The following is a 17,049-nucleotide window of genomic DNA, read 5'->3' as shown; positions in this document are numbered from 1 at the left end:
ACACGCAAGCACGGCAAGGGCCTGAGCCGGTCAGAAAGATCTGACCGGCATTTATACAAAGGCGCCGAGATGCTGACGCATCACGCCTTGAAAATGCTCAAGCGCCGCACGGGCTTGACCGGCTCTCGATGAGTCAAGCTCATCGAGAGTTGATCTTACAAGGCAACCGAGGCGCCGCCCGTTCCATGGCGGGCGACAACATTCTGACAGACAAGGTGGGAGCCAAATTTGATATCCAGCGCCCCGGCAAGGCCCGAGCGCAGTTCCTCCATCGTGACAAGTGTGTTCGACTCGACCTCGCCGTCGATGCAGGTGGGTGTCCAGCCGCGCGGCAGAAAGAGATCGTAGACGGACAGAAGCTCCTGATGAAAGCCCTGGGCGCTGACATAGCAGACCGGCTCATCGCTGATATGGCGGGCATGTTTCATCAATTCAGCCTCTATGCCAGCCTCTTCCCACGCTTCCTTGACGGCGGTTGTGGCTGCATCGAGATCGTGGGGCTGACCTCCGGCGACCAGGGTATCGAAATAGCCAGGAAAGGCGGTGGAATGGGCCGCCCGAAGCGAAAGCCAGATTTCCGGAGCTTGATCGGCTCCGGTGCTGACCAGACCATTGACATGCACCTTCGTCGCCCAGAGGCCCAGAATCCGCATGGCGCTTCTGTCGATGATGGCGATGGGCTCTGCATCGAAGCGATGGCGCACCGGCATCATCTCGCCGCGTCTCGGCCCGATCAGCCCGGCCTCGAGCAGCAGCAGGCGTGCCCGTTCCAGCCGTTCGGTGAGATCGCCATCATGCGGCATCGATAGCACCGCGCCGTCTGTCATCATCAACCCGCCATCCATCAGCACCCGCGCGCAGCGGCTGGGAAGGAAACCGAGCGGCGCGGCATGGCCGGCGAGGAAAAACGGGCGGAATGCAACAGGCCAATGGCCCTGTCTGAATTCGTCTTTATGCGTCATGCGGGAAACACCACCACTGCGTCTGGTCTGAAGGAAATCCGGGCCGTATCGCCGACGGCAAGTCTTGCCGGCGACATCAGGGAAAGGCTGCCGCCGACCACATCAAGAACGGTCCGCCACAGGCGGCCCTCGTAAAGGCAGTGGGTCACAGTGCCGGCCAGCGTATTGGTATCGGGTTTCTCCCAGCCATCGCCCATATCTATGCTGGCAGGATGCAGCATCACGGTAACGGCGCCGCGATAGGCGGGGTCGATGCCGGCCGGTTGCGGAACGGTGATGCGCTGATCGCCCACCAGCACACTCCACCTGCCCTCCGGGTCCGCCTCAATCACCTTGCCTTCCATGCGGGTCTCGAAGCCTGCGAGCGTGGCAATCCATCGGGAGCGCGGCGCGGCAAACAGGGTTTCCGGCGAGCCAACCTGTTCGATCTCTCCGCTTTTCATCACCACCAGCATGTCGGCAAAGGAACACGCCTCGAGCGGGTCATGCGTAACATAGAGCACCGTCTTGCCCACCCGCTTGAACAACTCACTAAATTCCTTGCGCATTTCCAGCCGCAATTGCACATCGAGGTTGGAAAGCGGTTCGTCCAGAAGCAGCAGATCCGGATCGGTCGCCAGCGCCCGGGCAATGGCGACCCGCTGTTGCTGTCCCCCGGAAATCTGGGAGGGCAACCGGCCTGCCAGCGGTGCAATCTGCATCAGGTCGAGCAGGCTTTTCACCCGGGCGTCACGTTCAGCGGCGCCAAGCTTCTTCAAGCCGTAGCCAATGATCCTTTCCACCGTCATATGCGGCCACAGGGCATAGTCCTGAAACACCATGTTGAGCCCGCGCTTGTGGGCTTCCAGCGCCCAGCCGGCCGAGGAGATCACGGTTCCGCGAAGCCGCACCTGTCCGTCGTCGGGCCGGTCCAGACCCGCAACGAGACGCAGCAGGGTGGACTTGCCGCAGCCGGAGGGGCCGACCAGACAGGCGACCTTGCCAGTGGGGACTTCCAGCGAAACACGGTTCAGCACGGTCTGCCGGCCAAAGCGACGGACCACATTGTCGATACCGAGCATGGGTGAAACCTTTCAGGTCCGCTCCACCGGGGCAACCAGACGGCGGATCGCGACGGTAGAAAGAAGGTTGACGATGACGATGATCAAAATTGTTGCGGTGCCAGCGACAAGGGTGGCGGCCGTCGCGGCGCCGAACTGGCTCTGCTCGAAGGCGCGATTGACATAGACCGGCAAGACATTCAGCCGGGGCGGCCGCAAGATCGAGTTGATGGCGAGGTCGAAGATCGCCGAGCCGAAAGCGGTCAGCGTGGCCGAAACGAGGGCTGCGGCAACCAGCGGCACGGCGATGGTAACGATCCGCCGGGTGAGCCCCGCTCCCTGCAGGGCGGCAGCCGACAGCATGCTGACTGGCACCTGCGCCATGGCACCCAAAAGCACCCGGATCGCAATCGGCACGGCACCCGCAATGCCGGCCAGCACCAGGATGGACTGGGTGCCATAGAGCGATATGCCCAGCCGGTCGAACAGGGGAGAATTCCACATGAAGATATAGCCAATGCCGAGAACGACTCCCGGAACGGCAAGACTCAGCGTGCAGGTCACGTCGATAAGCCGGTTCAGACGAAAATCGGAGAAGGTCAGTACATAGGCCGCAGCAGCCGACAGGAGGCCGCTGCCCAGGGCCGCTGCCGCGGCAATGCCCAGCGAGGTGCGCAGGGCGCTGACGAAGGCACCGCCGGTGTCGAGCACATAGGCGTAATTCGCAAGCGTCAGGTTGGCAAAGGAGAAGCCGGCCGAAATCCGGTCCGTGAAGGATACCAGCACGCTGGAACCGATCGGGATGATGATCGCAACAGTCAACGCCAGCAGGACGAGGCCATTTGCTATCAGGCCAAAGCGTGGGCCATTGGCCTGGCGCATGCGGGCCCGGCCGCTGAGAAAATCGAAGCGGCGGTTTCGCAGGATGGCGAAATAGACAAGCACCGCCGCCAGCATGATGATGGTGACATAGAAGGCCAGAACTCCCGCTAGGTCGAAGCGGATCGGCGACTGGTTAATCGCGACATAGATCGCATAGGTGAGGGTCGGAAAGCGGTAGGTGGTCGCCAGCGCCGCCGGCAGGCCGAAATCGCCCAGCACATCGATGAAGATCAGCACGGCGCCCGAAAGCACAGCGGGCAGCAGCATGGGAACCCGCACCGTGGCCAGCACGCGCAGCGGCGACGCACCGCAGAGCCGCGCGGCATGGGCATAGTCGTCCATGTCCCAGCGCATCGCCGCTGATACGGTGATGTAGGCGAAGGGAAAGGCCTTCAGGCTCATGATCACGGCAAGCCCCCACGGGTTGAAAACCATGTCGGGCACGAACGTCAGGCCGAACCACTGGTTGGCAAGGCCGCCACGGCTGGCAAACAGGATCCAGCCCTGGGCGAGAATGAAGGAGGGCAGAATGATGATCGCCCAGGCCGCGATATCCAGCGCCGGGCCCAGCACCATCCGCGAGGAATGCCGTAAGATGGCAAGTCCGGTGCCGGTAAGGCCGCCGATCACCGCCGCGGTGCCGGCCAGAAACAGGGAGTTCATAAGGGACCGCTGCCACAGCGGCCGCTCGAATACTTCCAAAAGGCCCGAAACACCGATGGCCCTGACCTGCCCGGAAAACAGGCCGGGCACGAAGGCCTGGACGATGACGGTCGCCATCGGTGCGAGCACGAGGATAACAAGCGCGGCAACGACGCAAAGCCCCAGCCAGTCCTCGGATCGCAGGAGGGCTCGTCGTGTGCGGACACCGGTTGCATTGGGAGGGATCGCGGTCAGTTCGCGCATAGCATACTCACGGGATATCCTGGAAGGGAAACCACCCCGGAGCACAAAGCTCGGGGGTGGCGGGACAATCCTTATTGGAGCGCGCGGTCGGCGAACCAGGTCTTGATCTCGGCCTCATTGGCCACAGAGAAGTCATCCGGTGCGACCCGGTAGACGGCACCTTCGGCCGGTCCGTCGGCACGGCGGGTGGCGCCTTCTACGGTCGGTTCGAACAGGCCGTCGGCGGCGGCAGCTTGCGACAGATAAGTCTGCGTTTCGGGCTTGAGCAGCCATTCTACGAATGTACGGGCCGCTTCAGACCGCTTCGTCGAGGCCTGGATACCAACGCCGCGCACGACGCCAGGCGCCCCCTCTTCCGGCCAGACCACTTCGACAGGCGCCTCGCCCGCAGCTTTCAGCGAATAGGCGACCTGTGAAGTGATCAGCGCGAGATCGAGTTCACCCGACACGATGGCGCGGCCGACCGGGCCATTGGTCCGGAACACGCGCATGCCGTTGTCAAACAGGCTGGTGAAATAGGCCTCGGCATTGTCCTTGCCGAGCGAATGGAAGAATTCCGCAACACAAGGATAGGCCGGTGCGGCAATCGCCGGATCGGCCATACCGAACTTGCCGTTGAAGCGGCTATCGGCCAGATCGGAGAATTTTGCCGGCGGGTTGCCGATCCTGTCGGTGCGATACAGCATGACGCAGGAGGCAGCCATGCCGATCGGGAACCATGAGCGGTTTTCCGGCAGATAGGTGCGCCCCGTCTCGTTGAGATTGCCGATATTGGCCGGCTCGACGCCGCGCAGCAGCTGGTTCTGGCCGTCCAGCATCTTGAAGCTGTAGGAACCGTTGAAGATCAGCACATCCCATTGGGGATTGGCCGCTTCGGCTGCGATACGGGCGAGGATCTCACCGCCGCTCATCTGTACCACATCGATCTGGCGGCCGGTATCGGCCTCGAACCGTTCGGTAATCACGCCTTCGAAATCATTGGTGTAAAGCACCAGCGGGCCCGGTGCGTCCTCGGCAGCGGCAGGCAGGGAAATGGCGGTAGTAACTGTCATGGCAGCTACGCCGAAGGCTTTCAGAAAGGGTCTCATCGCAATCTCACTCTCAGCCAGGGTCAGGGTTGCCACACCGCTCTCGTCGGCGCGCAGACCCTCGCTAGGGGAGGCAGATGACAGTTCCATGAAATGAACCCGGCCCGGTTTCAGCACGCCCCATCCCGGATTTGGAACAGGCTGATTTCCCTGGAGAATCACGGTTTTGACATAGGCACCGAGTTCGTCGGCAACGCGCCGCAACGTCGTGTTCATCAGGCGCCGCGGAGGGCTGAGAAGCGTCATGGTGAGCGCTGGCCCGATCCAACCGGGCACCACCGGCACAAGCAGACCCTCCATAACGGACTTTCTCACGGCAAATTCCGGCAGAAGCACAAGCCCTGCGCCGGACAGCGCGAGCGACAGCAGGACCTCCACGTTGGTGGTGGTGAGCCTTGGGGTGCAGGACAGGACTTCGGCCTCTCCAGCTTCGGACTGAAAGCTCCAGCTGGCCGTGCCGGCATCCAGGCCGTGAACGAAGACATCCGGGAAATCGAGAGAGGCAGGTCCCGGCGCCCCGGCTACACGCGCCGCAACGTCAGGGCTCGCGACCAGAAGCAAAGGATTGCGGCAGATGCGCCGCTGAATCAGGGGCGAGTCTCGCAGTGGCCAGTGATGCGCGTAGAGATAGAGATCGGACGTATCGCTGGTCTGGTCCAACACCCGGTCCGCCACGTCCACGACAAGATCAAGACCGGGATGGGCCTGCGTCATCGCCGCGATATACAGGCCGAGCGATGATGCCAGCAGAGGCGAGACATTGATGGAGACGCGGCCGGAAATCGCATCTGTGGAGCGCATGAGCCGGTCTTCCGCATGCTGCGCGGCCTCCACCATGGCAAGACCAAGCCTGTAGGCTTCCTCCCCGGCAGCCGTCAGCCTGAACTCGTCGCCGCTTCGGATGACAAGCCGCGCCTTCAACTGCTCCTCAAGGGCCGCCAGCCGGCGGCTCATCGTCGATTTTGGCAATTGCAGCGCGCGGCCCGCTCTCAGAATGCCCTGGTGTTCGACGATGTGCACGAAAAGACGCAGGTCGTTGAGATCCAACATGGTCGGCTCCTCTGACCAGATCCGGCGTCCTGTGCACGCCAGATATACCTAAGCTGTCCGCCAAGCGCAGACCGGCTGCAGGACTGCTAGCGGAGTTAGGTGACAAATTTGTAACAGCTTCGCTGGCGTTCCCGCCAGCAACACGCCGGGACAGGATCAACGCATCCCGGATATCATCCGCGATCGCCTTTGACCGCAAGGATCGTGCTTCTCATCAACGAGTGCATCCATCTGCCGGCACTCAGGCCGGAGGTAGAAGCTCTCACGGAAGAAGGGATTGCCGTCCTTGCCATATGCCCCAGCTATGCGACCGTTGCCCCTGCAGGTGGCCGGAGCCCACTGCTTGGTACCAACCCGTTCGCATTCGGATGGCCGCGCAAGGGCGCCAACCCTTGCATCTTCGATTTCGCCACCTCCGTTGCCACCCGCGGCGGGATCGAACTGTATCGCCGGGCCGGCAAGCTGCTGCCGCGAGGTTAGGCCATCGACACGAACGGCACCCCGGCGACCGGCCCCGGAGCGGCACAGGCAGGTGCGATGCTGTCCTCGAAGGTGCCATGCAACCGTAAGACAGGCCGAAGCCCTTGTGAAGCTTGCCATTAAGGCATGGGAGAAGAAAAACTGCGGAGCCATCGTCCGCAGACCGAAGGAAGGGCATCGGTTGGCGAACGTGGCGGGCCTCACCCGGGTGAAGCAGCATGGGCCGCACCATCGCCTGGACCGATGTGTCGCCGCTGGAAGGCGTGATCACCTGCAACATCGGCGACATGCTGATGCGCTGGTCAGACGACAAGCTCCTATCCAACCTGCACCGGGTGCGCATGCCCAAGCCCGGCGAATACCTCGGGCCGCGCTACTCCATGGCCCATTTCGCACAGGCCAACATGGATACCGTGCTGGCCGGGCCCGAAGGCAAATACGAGCCGATGATCGCCCACGACTACATCCAGATGCGCCTGGGAGCGAACTTCGGCAAAAAGTGACGCGGGGAGCTTGCGCCTTGAGCCCTGAACTGCAAGGGCTTATGCCAATTCTCGGTGGGCCAGCCTCATCGAGAATTGGTTTCTGATGGAAAATGATGGGCTAGAAGTCAAACGACAAGTGTATGATCCATGCTGGAATACAATCAATGGAGACCCGTTTGACCGAACTGCCACAACCGTCCAAGTCCGCCAGAGATATATACGAAATTTCCGCTGCGGTTGTTACCACGCTTGTGCCACCGCTGGCAGCCTTCAAGGCTGGCGCAGATATCTTGATAAGAAAGCGACTGGAGGCCGGACAGGCACTTTTACTGGAAGAGATCAGAAGCAGCGGGGTAGACGCCTTATCCAATGAGAAGTGGGACTATTATTTGCCAGCGGCATACCGTTTCTTCGAGCAGGTGCGCCTTGGTGAATATGAACACAATCTATCCGTCTTGGCCAAACTTATAGCAGGCGATCTGCGGGCAACAGACCCCCTCCCTGATATTGGCAAGATTGGGCGAGCAGCATCAAAGCTTGAGATGTTACCAAAGGAAGTATTGATCGCCCTCTCACGCTGCGAGCGAGCATTCGAAATCTACGAGACTACAGATGAATGCGATGGATATTGGATCTGTATCGACGCACCCGAACTTATCGCCAGCTTCGCAGAAGTCGGTGTAGATGTGAAGGCAATCCAATGTCAAGAATGGCTCCATGAGCTGGGTTGCCGCGGCATTCTCACGTCATCCGATAGGCCGAGCCGAATTGGCGGCACATTTTATTATCGCAGTTCAGTGTATCGAGAGATCATTCAGGGTGCAAAGGATCTAGGTGTTTAGGTGCCCGCTCCACATGGGCATTCTTCGGCACAAAACCAACCCCAAACCCAAACAGCCGCCCGATCTTTTCCAGCGTCTCCAGCGTCGGGTTTGCTGTGCCAGCTTCTATTTCAGCGATCTGGCGTCTGGTCAAACCCAGTGTCTTGGCGAACTCCTCTTGAGTAAAACCAAAGCCCTTGCGGATTTCGGCCACAGCGCCGGGCAGCCTCAACTCCCCGGTTCGGGCACGCTCCGCCAGCGTTCTGCGGTTTTCGAGGATCTCCTCTTTCGTTGGCTTTTTCCATCGAGCCATCTAGCGGTCCTTCGCCATCATTGAGACGCCGCCAGAACGCTATCTGCTATCTCGATACAGCGCCCCATCGCACGATCCAGAATGTCCGGAGGCGTGCTCATATCCTTCGCCATCGCCGGGACCTGGCGCAGGTGTTCGGCAAACATGGCAAGCGTAGCTGCGAGTGCTCTGTGCTCTGCAGGATCAGGCATCAGTTCGCCGCAGATGTGCTTCCAATCAGGAAGATGGTCGCGGCCACTGTCACGCATCACCCCCCATCGGGTGGAGCGAACGATCCCCTCCTTGGCGAGCCGCATCGGCGCGAAATCAAAGAGCGGAGACAGGCGGATCGTGCCGTCCGGGTGCTTGCTGAGAGCCGAATTCCGGCCGTGATTGTCGGGATTGCCGAGCGCCAGATTGGCGATATCGCGCTTCAGGTATTCGACAATGTCCGCAAAGGGATCGGCCGAATATTGGCGCAAGACGCCGATATAGGCCTCATGGGTGCCGACATGGCCGAAATCGGCAACGCCGATCGCGGACACCAGGCTTTCCTGGCCCAGCCGCACGGTTCCGCCGCCTTCTTTCGTCTTCCGGTCGAAACGGGGAATGATCAGGACACCTTCAGAATAGGTCGAAGGTTCGCTGACATTCAGGCCGATCGCTTGCGCGATCCGCGAATAGAGGGCTTCCCCCTCGAGGATCAGGCGGTCCGAAGGCTCGTTGCTGCGGACCAGCTTGACGATGACATGGCGCACGGCCTCATCATCGGTCACGAAGCTGTCGGGATAGTAGAGGCCATCATTCGCCTGCGTCATTGCAACCTTCGGCCATTCGCCTTGCAGGCCGCTAGAGCCAGAGGCGAGCATCCCAAAGCGGTCGGCGGCTTCCATGAACCGATCCGAGCGATCAAGGATTTCTGCCTCTGTCACCCCTTGGCGCTCGACACCACGCAGGCGTTCCGCTTCGGCGTCCGCCGCTTCCCTGATGCGGATGTTGCCGATGCCGCCCGTTGCCGATCGCAGCAGCAGGGGCAGATCGGAAGCGCGCGCGCCCTCCGCAAGGCCGAGGTGCCCAGCAAGCTGTCGCCTTGCATGCCCTTGGGGCATAAGATCCAGGAGGAAGGGCGGCCAGCTTCGGCTATACCGGTTTTCGAGATCGACAGGATAACGGACCGACAAGGCGCGATGATCCCGGACCGTCTTTCCGGCTGCGAACTCCGCCGACGCCACACTAACGAAATAGTCGAGATCGTAATCGGCGATCGACGCCCCCAGGAAGCCGGCCGCGCCGTCCTTCAGTTCCAGGGTCGCGGCGTAATGCCACTCGCCATCAAAATGGGTTTGGAGCGTCAGGCGCATTATTGGACCCTTTCAATGGTTCAAATAATGCATTTTGGGTATTTATTCAACCCATCATATTGGGTTGAATAACTGATGTTTGGCATACCAGCCGCCGAACCGGTCTTGAAAGATCTTGTGCCGGCCACCGCTGTCGGCAGGCGGCCAGCGCAGATAGAAAACGCCGCATCGCGACTTCATGAGATAGGCCGGATTGAACAAACCAATGTTCCCCTTGGATGTCTCCCCAAGAAAAACCGGCTTCTAACTAATTGATTTTAAACGAAATGGTGGGCCTGGAGGGACTCGAACCCCCAACCAATCCGTTATGAGCGGACGGCTCTAACCATTGAGCTACAGGCCCTTGCCCGTGGTGCGGGCTGGAGTGTGGTATACCAGTGCGGGCGCGGGCTGCAAGTGTCTTGCGAGCGGAATATACGCATGTTTCCGCCGGAAATACCCGGCCGCAGTGCTCCGGCAAGTGCACAGCCCCGTAACGGCATGCCTTGTGCCTGCCTTATTTCCGGGCAAATGTCGGCTTGCCTTTTGGTTCTCAAGGGATTTTTTCATCCATGACCTTGCATTCGCGCCCCCTCCGCTCCGCGCTGTCCCGCCAGCTCGCCTTCTCCCGTGCTGCCGCGCTGGCGCTTGTCCTGCCGCTGGGCCTTGCAGCCGTCAGCACTGCGCTCACTCCGGCCTTTGCCCAGGAAGCTGCGGTGAAGAACGAGCGTTTCATCACCGTGCAGGGCAGCGGTTCCGTCAGCGCCGTGCCGGACAAGGCCACCCTTTCGGGCGGTGTGACCACCGATGCCGAAACGGCGGCCGATGCGCTGGCCAGCAACTCCAAAGCACTCAACGCGGTGCTGACAGCGCTGAAGGATGCGGGCGTCGAGGCCAAGGACATCCAGACCAGCAACTTCTCGGTCCAGCCCCGCTATGGCGACTACACCAAGTCCGGCCCCTCCGGCATGCCGAAGATCGAGGGCTATCAGGTGTCCAACACGGTCAGCGTGCGGGTGAATGACCTGGAACGCCTCGGGCCGCTGCTCGACACCATGGTCACCTCCGGCGCCAACACCATCAATGGCATCAATTTCGAGGTCACCGGCGCCAATGAAAAGCGCGATGCGGCCCGTGAAGCGGCCGTGACGGATGCCCGCCGCAAGGCCGAGCTCTTTGCCAAGGCCTCCGGAGCCAAGCTGGGCCGGGTGATGTCCATGTCCGAAGGCGGCGACGGCGGTGTGCGCCCGATGTACCGCATGGCCACCATGGCGATGGAAGCGGCCCCGGCTCCGGCGCCTGTCATGGCGGGCGAGGAAACGCTCTATGCGAGTGTCACCATCGTTTACGAGCTGGTGGACTGAAAGACGGTGAGGCTCCGGTCACGGCCGGAGCCTCAAATTGCAGATAAGCCTGCAACCTCTCCATCGTCATCCTCGGCCTTGTGCCGAGGATCCAATCAAATCAATGGCTTTCAGATGGCCGGGACAAGCCCGGCCATGACGAAGGAGACGAAAGTGCAGTTTGTCACCGGCCTTGAGGCTCCGCTCATAGCCGGGCCTCAAGGCAGATTGTGTCAGATGCGCAAGCCTCGAGACCTGAACACAGCTTCAACGCTCTGCAAATGAGTAGGCCCCGGATCTCCGCTTTGCTTCGTCCGGGGTGACGCCGAGTGTGGAGCGCGGCTCTATCATAGCCCGCCAACCGGCCCGTCGTCTTCAGGCGGAGCAAACCCCGCTCACAGGTACCGCAGCCACACCTGCATCGGCTTTTCGGTTTCTTCCGTGTCGCCCATGTCCTTCCAGGGGAAATAGACGGTGGCGCCTTCCAGAGGCTTGTAGCCGCGTTTGGTCCAGAAGCCGTCGAGCGGGCGGTAGTCCGCCGGGCGGGCCGGATGATCTGCCGGGCGCACCACGGTGCAGAAACTCGCCTTGGCAAAGCCGAGCTTGCGGGCATGGGCCTCGCGCTCGTCGAAGAAGCGGTGGCCGATGCCCTGGCCCCGGTACTGCGGCAAGAGGACGGATTCGGCCAGATAGAAGATTTCCTTGAGGTTCAGCCCCCGGTCCTCGAAAGGCTGGCGGAACTGGATCACTTCCTGCGCCAGCGGTTCGCCCGTCGCCGCGCCGATGATGCGGTCTCCGTCGAAGGCGGCAACAATCAGGGCGCCGGGCGTGCCGGCATAGCGGCTGATGTAACTGCGTTCATAGTCCATGGACCCGTCGTAGAGGTAGGGCCAGTCGCGGAACACTTCGATGCGAAGCCGCGCCAGATCGTCCAATGCGTCCTGAAGTTCTCCTCCAGTCAGGCTCTTCACGGTGACCGGCATTTTCTCTCCCATATGATTTATGTCTGTTCTTGTGGCCACACGATGCGGGCGCGGACGGCAAAATCAAGCCCCCGCCCGCATGAAATCTGCTTTGCAGAGCTGCCATGCGGCCGGTGCAGGGCTTTCCTCACCTAGAACCCCGCCCGGCCCAGATAAGCCCGGTCCGGACAAGCAGCTTCAGTCGCGCGCTTCCAGCCAGATGCGCGCCGTATCCACATCCCCCGCAATCAGCCCATCGGCGATCTTCTGCCCCACGACGGCGCCGAACTTGTAGCCATGGCCGGAGCAGGCCGAAACGATGACGGCCCGCCCCTCCTCCCGGGCATAGAAGTGGTTGTCCGCCGTAAAAGTATAGGCACAGGTCACCACATCCGTGACCCTGTAGTCCCCGATGCGGCCGAAGGGCGGGGAGAAGTGATTGCGCAGCCGCTCGCCCTCGCCCGGCACGATGCCCCGGTTCTGGTCCGCATCCGCGTTCTTCACCTTGTGGATACCCGCGCCAAACTTCAGCCCCGTACCCGGCACCGGCGGCAGCACATAGCCATCCACCTTGCCGCCCACATCGAGAATAACCGGCGCAGCCTCCCATGATGCCTTCAGGTCCGCAGGCGGCTCCAGATAGACCACCGCCGTGCGGTAAGGCGTGAGATCGGAGCCCAGTTCCGGCGCCAGCTTCAGCACCCAGGCTCCGGCACTGATGACCACCCGGTCGCCCGTCAGGTCTTCGCCGCTTTCCAGCGTGACGCGCCCTGCGGCCCGGTCAACGGCCACAACCTTCGTGTTTTCCAGCAGTCTTGCGCCCTTTGCCAGAAGGAAGGCGCGCATGTCTGCGGCGATCCTCTGGCACAGCAGCACGCCGCCTTCCGGATGCACGGCCACGAAGCGCAGCCCCTCGGGCGACAGGAAGGGATAGCGGGCGCAAGCCTCGGCAGGGCTCATCTGGTCGAGGCTGTAACCGGCCTCCACCATGCCGCGCCAGTAGTCTTCGCCCTCATCGCCCTCTTCCTGCGAGATGACCATGAAGCCGGTGTCCACGAGATGACGGGCGCCGAAGTCGTCCCACATCTCGTCCCAGGCGGCATAGGCATCGCTGATGCGGCGCTGATAGCCGCCCTGCCCGCCATAGGCGCGGCGGATGATGCGGTGCTGGTCACCGGAGGCAGACAGCGGATTGGGGATGGGCCCCTGCTCGATCAGCGTCACCTCCACTCCGCGCTTGATCAGCGCCCAGGCGGTGGAAAGACCGGTGACACCGGCGCCAACGATGATGACATGCATGGTCCCGCTCTCCTGCGGGCCCCTGCCCGCACGTCTGTGTGTGGGATGAGGCTCCGGCGCGGATCAGGCGCCGACCTGGGCGATCCAGTCTTCCAGATTGTAATAGGTGGTGATGCGGGCGATCTTGCCGCCCTTCACATCGAAGAAGGTGCCGGCCGGCAGGCGGTAGGTCTGTCCGGCAGCTTCCGGCAGGCCCTCATCGGTGCTGAGATAGGTGCCGTTGACGATGAACTCGGCCGCGGCACGCGTGCCGTCCTCACTGGCGAAGATGACGATGTCCGTCAACTCTTCCCGGTAGCAGCGGGTCATGTGGGCGTTGAACTCGGCGAAGAGCTTCTTGCCCGTGCGGCGGGAGCCCTGATTGACGTCATGGGCCACATCCTCGCTCACCATATCCAGCATGGCGTCCGTCTCCCCCCGGTTGAAGGCGGCATAATAGGCGTTGATCAGGGCTTCGGTCTGGAGGCGGGCAGAGGTCATGGCAAAACTCACGAGGACAGGATTCGACTGACGCATCTGAGCGCATCGGCCGGAGTTGCGCAAGATGGGGGCAAACGCAAACGCCGCAGCGCGGGGCTGCGGCGTTGCCGAATGCCGTTTGCGTGAGAGGCTCAGCGCGCGCCGCGCATGGCGTCGATGCTCCAGCGCCCGCCACCGGCCGCAGCCAGATAGAGGAAGACGAAGCAGTAAAGCGCGGCGAGTTCACCGCCATTGACGATCGGATAAAAGCCCTTGGGATGATGCACGAGGAAATAGGCCACCGCCATGGTGCCGGAGGCAAGGAAGGCAACCGGGCGGGTGAAGAGGCCGAGCACCAGCAAGGCGCCGCCCACCAGTTCGATCACGCCGGCCATGCCCGGCAGGGTGGTGACGGAGACGCCGCTCATCTGCGTTGCCGGAATGCTGAGAAACTTGGTGGTGCCGTGCTGCAGAAACAGCAGGCCGGACATGATGCGCAAGGCGCTCAGAAGGTCAGGCGAAAAGCTGGTGAGAAAACGCATGGGTGCCTCGCATGTATCTGACGAATGGCTACCGGCCATTCTTCTGGAATCACGCATAACCGTTTCATATTCGGCATGCAATTTCATTCCTGAATAGCACTCTGTTCATGTTTTGGAGAGGCTTCATTTGACAGGGGCAAGAAGCTGATCTGCCGCTGCGGCACGCACGGCTTGCGTCAGCCGCTGCAAGCCCGGCGCGGCGGAGCGGCTGATGTGCCAGTAGAGCGGCACGGTGAGCGGCGTGCCGGGCACCAGTTCCTCAAGGCGCCCGTCCATGAGATGCGCCCTGACCAGCGGCTCCGGATTCATGCCCCAGCCAATGCCAGCCGCCGCCGCATCGACAAAGGCATGGGTGGAGGCGATGTAGTGGGCGGGCAGCACCACATCCTGATCGAAGCTCTGGCGCACCCATGCGGCCTGCAGCCCGTCCTTCAGATTGTAGATCATGGCAGGGGCGCGGGCGAGGCTCTCAATGTCCACACCTCCGGCAAACCAGCGCCGCATGAAGGCCGGGCTTGCGGTTGCCCGGTAGGCCAGCGCGCCCAGCGGCACCACATCGCAGCCCTGCACCGGTGCCGGATCGGCGCTGACGGCTGCCCGCACCTCGCCCCGGCGCAGCCAGCCGGCGCTGTGGTCCTGATCATCGATCTGCAGATCGAACAGCAGATCCCCGGCGCCCTGCATGGCCGCCACGAACCAGGTGGCGAGGCTGTCGGCGTTGATGGCCACCCGCACGCCCGGCATGGAGCCACCGCCCGCATCCGGCAGGCTGCTGCCGATGTCCTGCCACAGGTCCTGCTCCAGCAGCGCCACGTCCTCCGCATGGCGGGCAAGGCGCTGACCGGCGGGCGTCGGCAGGCAGGGCTGGCCGCGCACCACCAGCACCGTGCCCAGCCGCTCTTCCAGTGCACGGATGCGCTGCGACACGGCGGAAGGCGTCAGATTGAGCTGACGCGCCGCCTTTTCAAAACTGCCGAGCCGCAGCACGGCGGCCAGCGCCTGCAGATGGCTTGCCTCAAGACGCATTAGAAGTCCTTCATCAGGATCAGAAACTTTAAATTTTCTAATCCCGCGCAAACCGCTAGTCAAACAGCAGCACACGCCCTCGCATCCCGGAGCCTCCCTTGTTCACTGCTGCCCTTGCCGGTTTCTTTCTCTGCCTCGGCCTCATCGTCGCCATTGGCGCGCAGAATGCCTTCATCCTGCGGCAGGGGCTGAGGGGGGAGCATGTGTTCTGGGTGTGCCTCACCTGCGCCATCTGCGACGCCTTTCTGATCACGCTGGGCGTCACCAGCCTCAAGGCCATCTCCGCCGTGCTGCCGGGCATCGAGCCGGTGCTGCGTTATGGCGGGGCGGCGTTTCTGCTGGCCTATGGGCTGCGGTCCATGCGCTCGGCCTGGCGCGGCGGCAATGCACTGGATGCAGGCACCGGGCAAGGCGCCTCGTTGAAGGCGACGCTTGCCACGCTGCTCGCCATCACCTTCCTCAACCCGCATGTCTATCTGGACACGGTGATCCTGATCGGCTCCATCGCCACCAACTACCCCGGCCATGAAATGGCCTTTGCGGCAGGGGCAAGCCTTGGCTCCGTCGTGTTCTTCTTTACGCTGGGCTATGGCGCAAGGCTGCTGCGGCCGCTCTTTGCCAAGCCCGCCTCCTGGCAGGTGCTGGACGGGCTGATCGCCATGGTGATGACCGGGCTGGCGGTGAAGCTGGTGGTGTAACCCGCGCGCCCCGCCTCAGTTCCCCCGCCTCAATTCACCGGCAGGCGGCGCTTGGCCCAGTCGGCGCGCGGAACAGGCCCGCCCACTTCAAAGGCGAAGCTGACAACCCGCGTGATGCCGGCGTCGAGCTCGCAGCGCAGGGCGAGATTGTACCACTGGCCGCGCTCGCGGAAGGCCGTCTGCGGGGTCTGCAGCACAGTGCCGGCGGCCAGCCGGAACGAGGGCAGCAGTTCGGGAACGCGCGGCGGATTGGAAAACAGCAGCTGGGCGCGCAATTCGGTCATGCACAGCACATCCGCCCGCTCCTCCCGCGGCATGCCGCGCATGGCCGTCTGGGCCCGGACACCGCCATTGCTGCGCGTCGAAAAAAGCTGCCGCGCCATGTTGAGCGGCACACCGCCCGCAACCGCCTGCCCGGCGCCCCTGCCTGCCCCAACGGGCGGCTTGGGCTGGGGCGCGGCAAGCGCCACGATCGGGCCAACGGTGCCGAAATCCTCCGGCGCCGCTTCTGCCTCACCCGGTGCAGGGGAAGCCAGTTCCCCATCGGCAGCCACCGGCGCCTCCACGGCAGGGCCTGGCTCCAGCCCCGCTTCATCGGCAGCGGCTTCCGCCAGCGCGGCCAGCTCCGCCAGTGCATCAGCCTCCGCTGCCTGAGTCTCTGCTTCCGGCGCCGCCTCTGCCTCTTCCGTGGCCTCTCCGGTCCTCTGGCTTTCAGCCTCCGGCCCGGACTCTGGCCCAGACTCTGGCACTTCCTGCGGCTCAGCCTCACCCTGCCGCTCCGGCTCGGTTTCGGGTGCCTCAGCCGCAGAGCCATCCAGCGACACTTCGGGGCCGGTATCTTCCTCGCCAAACTCCGTCACCGGCTGCAAGACCGGATAGGGCTGCTGCGGCACCACAGGCAAAGGCGCCTCGGCCACCTGCGGCTGTTCAGGTTCCGGTTCAGGCTCGGGCTCAGCCGCTTCCGGTTCAGGGGCGGGCTCAGATTCCGGTGCGGCCTCTGGTTCGGGCGCTGCCTCAGGTTCAGGTTCTGGCGTTGCTTCCGGCTCGGGCTGCACCTCCTCCTGCGGCGGCGGCACCAGCGCCAGCTCCACCACCTCGGGCTCAGGCGTCATGTCCGGAAACGGCTCGCTGACATTGGTGAAAAGCACCAGCGCCAGCAGCCCGTGCAGGGCAAGCGACAGCATCAGCGCCAGCGCCGGACCATCCCGGTCCTCACGCCCGCCCGCCCTGCGCTCCGTGCCCCTGCCGGCCCTGACCTTGTCTGCCGCGAGCTTGTCTGCCCTGACCTCTTGCTCCATGCCCCCTTCCTACCCGCTCCCGCAGGCAAAAGGGAGGCATGGCGTGATGGGATGGATCATCTTTTTGGGAAGAAGA

16 protein-coding genes, 1 tRNA gene and 1 pseudogene are annotated in these 17,049 nt (G+C 62.9%); 5 read left to right on the top strand and 13 right to left on the bottom strand.

The annotated features are described in order from the left end of the window. Positions 1-155 precede the first annotated feature (155 nt). From IF10I1_RS06305 to IF10I1_RS06290, 4 genes are all read right to left on the bottom strand, one after another. Positions 156-962, bottom strand: a complete 807-nt coding sequence (locus IF10I1_RS06305; protein ID WP_186391113.1) for an NUDIX hydrolase family protein — start codon at positions 960-962, stop codon at positions 156-158. After that, positions 959-2,023: an ABC transporter ATP-binding protein gene (locus tag IF10I1_RS06300; protein WP_186391114.1), complete on the bottom strand. Its 1,065-nt coding sequence runs from the start codon at positions 2,021-2,023 to the stop codon at positions 959-961. The genes IF10I1_RS06305 and IF10I1_RS06300 overlap by 4 nt, the downstream gene beginning before the upstream one ends. A gap of 12 nt (positions 2,024-2,035) precedes the next feature. Then, entirely contained in the window at positions 2,036-3,790 is a 1,755-nt protein-coding gene (locus IF10I1_RS06295; RefSeq protein WP_186391115.1) for an iron ABC transporter permease, read from the bottom strand. Between the two features lie 71 nt (positions 3,791-3,861). Further along, on the bottom strand, positions 3,862-5,928 hold the full coding sequence (locus IF10I1_RS06290; protein ID WP_186391116.1) for an extracellular solute-binding protein: 2,067 nt from the start codon (positions 5,926-5,928) through the stop codon (positions 3,862-3,864). A gap of 207 nt (positions 5,929-6,135) precedes the next feature. Between IF10I1_RS06290 and IF10I1_RS06285 the strand changes: the two are divergent. From IF10I1_RS06285 to IF10I1_RS06275, 3 genes and pseudogenes are all read left to right on the top strand, one after another. Then, positions 6,136-6,471, top strand: a pseudogene (locus IF10I1_RS06285) (Ldh family oxidoreductase); the annotation flags it as partial. 155 nt (positions 6,472-6,626) lie between these two features. Then, positions 6,627-6,911, top strand: a complete 285-nt coding sequence (locus tag IF10I1_RS06280; protein WP_058899304.1) for a 2OG-Fe(II) oxygenase family protein — start codon at positions 6,627-6,629, stop codon at positions 6,909-6,911. Positions 6,912-7,069: 158 nt separating this feature from the next. Next, entirely contained in the window at positions 7,070-7,735 is a 666-nt protein-coding gene (locus IF10I1_RS06275; RefSeq protein WP_186391117.1) for a hypothetical protein, read from the top strand. On the opposite strand, the gene IF10I1_RS06270 is transcribed toward IF10I1_RS06275, so the two are convergent. From IF10I1_RS06270 to IF10I1_RS06260, 3 genes are all read right to left on the bottom strand, one after another. Further along, on the bottom strand, positions 7,704-8,027 hold the full coding sequence (locus tag IF10I1_RS06270) for a helix-turn-helix domain-containing protein (RefSeq protein ID WP_186391118.1): 324 nt from the start codon (positions 8,025-8,027) through the stop codon (positions 7,704-7,706). The genes IF10I1_RS06275 and IF10I1_RS06270 overlap by 32 nt on opposite strands. Before the next feature lie 17 nt (positions 8,028-8,044). Further along, complete coding sequence (locus tag IF10I1_RS06265) at positions 8,045-9,367, bottom strand: type II toxin-antitoxin system HipA family toxin (protein WP_186391119.1); 1,323 nt, start codon at positions 9,365-9,367, stop codon at positions 8,045-8,047. 267 nt (positions 9,368-9,634) lie between these two features. Next, a tRNA-Ile gene (locus IF10I1_RS06260) sits at positions 9,635-9,710 on the bottom strand. 208 nt (positions 9,711-9,918) lie between these two features. Between IF10I1_RS06260 and IF10I1_RS06255 the strand changes: the two genes are divergently transcribed. Then, positions 9,919-10,710 (top strand): SIMPL domain-containing protein, encoded by a 792-nt coding sequence (locus tag IF10I1_RS06255; RefSeq protein WP_186391120.1) that lies wholly within the window; start codon positions 9,919-9,921, stop codon positions 10,708-10,710. Between the two features lie 374 nt (positions 10,711-11,084). On the opposite strand, the gene IF10I1_RS06250 is transcribed toward IF10I1_RS06255, so the two are convergent. The 5 genes from IF10I1_RS06250 to IF10I1_RS06230 form a co-directional block, all read right to left on the bottom strand. Next, positions 11,085-11,672, bottom strand: coding sequence for a GNAT family N-acetyltransferase (locus tag IF10I1_RS06250; protein WP_050474933.1), 588 nt, complete (start codon positions 11,670-11,672; stop codon positions 11,085-11,087). A gap of 177 nt (positions 11,673-11,849) precedes the next feature. Then, complete coding sequence (locus tag IF10I1_RS06245) at positions 11,850-12,950, bottom strand: FAD-binding oxidoreductase (protein WP_186391122.1); 1,101 nt, start codon at positions 12,948-12,950, stop codon at positions 11,850-11,852. Between the two features lie 63 nt (positions 12,951-13,013). Further along, a complete protein-coding gene (locus tag IF10I1_RS06240; RefSeq protein ID WP_050474932.1) occupies positions 13,014-13,430 on the bottom strand; it encodes a ketosteroid isomerase-related protein in 417 nt (138 codons plus the stop codon). A gap of 131 nt (positions 13,431-13,561) precedes the next feature. Continuing rightward, on the bottom strand, positions 13,562-13,951 hold the full coding sequence (locus IF10I1_RS06235; protein ID WP_050474894.1) for a DoxX family protein: 390 nt from the start codon (positions 13,949-13,951) through the stop codon (positions 13,562-13,564). A gap of 123 nt (positions 13,952-14,074) precedes the next feature. Further along, the gene (locus tag IF10I1_RS06230) at positions 14,075-14,977 is read right to left on the bottom strand and encodes a LysR family transcriptional regulator ArgP (protein WP_186391123.1); all 903 of its coding nucleotides are present in this window, start codon (positions 14,975-14,977) and stop codon (positions 14,075-14,077) included. A gap of 83 nt (positions 14,978-15,060) precedes the next feature. Here IF10I1_RS06230 and IF10I1_RS06225 point away from each other — a divergent pair, with 83 nt between their 5' ends. Beyond that, positions 15,061-15,675, top strand: a complete 615-nt coding sequence (locus IF10I1_RS06225) for a LysE/ArgO family amino acid transporter (RefSeq protein WP_371328542.1) — start codon at positions 15,061-15,063, stop codon at positions 15,673-15,675. Positions 15,676-15,704: 29 nt separating this feature from the next. Here the strand turns inward: IF10I1_RS06225 and IF10I1_RS06220 are convergent, their stop codons facing one another. Next, complete coding sequence (locus IF10I1_RS06220; RefSeq protein ID WP_186391125.1) at positions 15,705-16,973, bottom strand: DUF930 domain-containing protein; 1,269 nt, start codon at positions 16,971-16,973, stop codon at positions 15,705-15,707. Positions 16,974-17,049: the final 76 nt, after the last annotated feature.

Source organism: Pannonibacter sp. I15F10I1, assembly GCF_900185665.1.
Lineage (GTDB): Bacteria > Pseudomonadota > Alphaproteobacteria > Rhizobiales > Stappiaceae > Pannonibacter > Pannonibacter indicus.
Note: the sequence above shows the minus strand (reverse complement) of the source record. Positions and strands in the feature narration are given on the sequence as shown.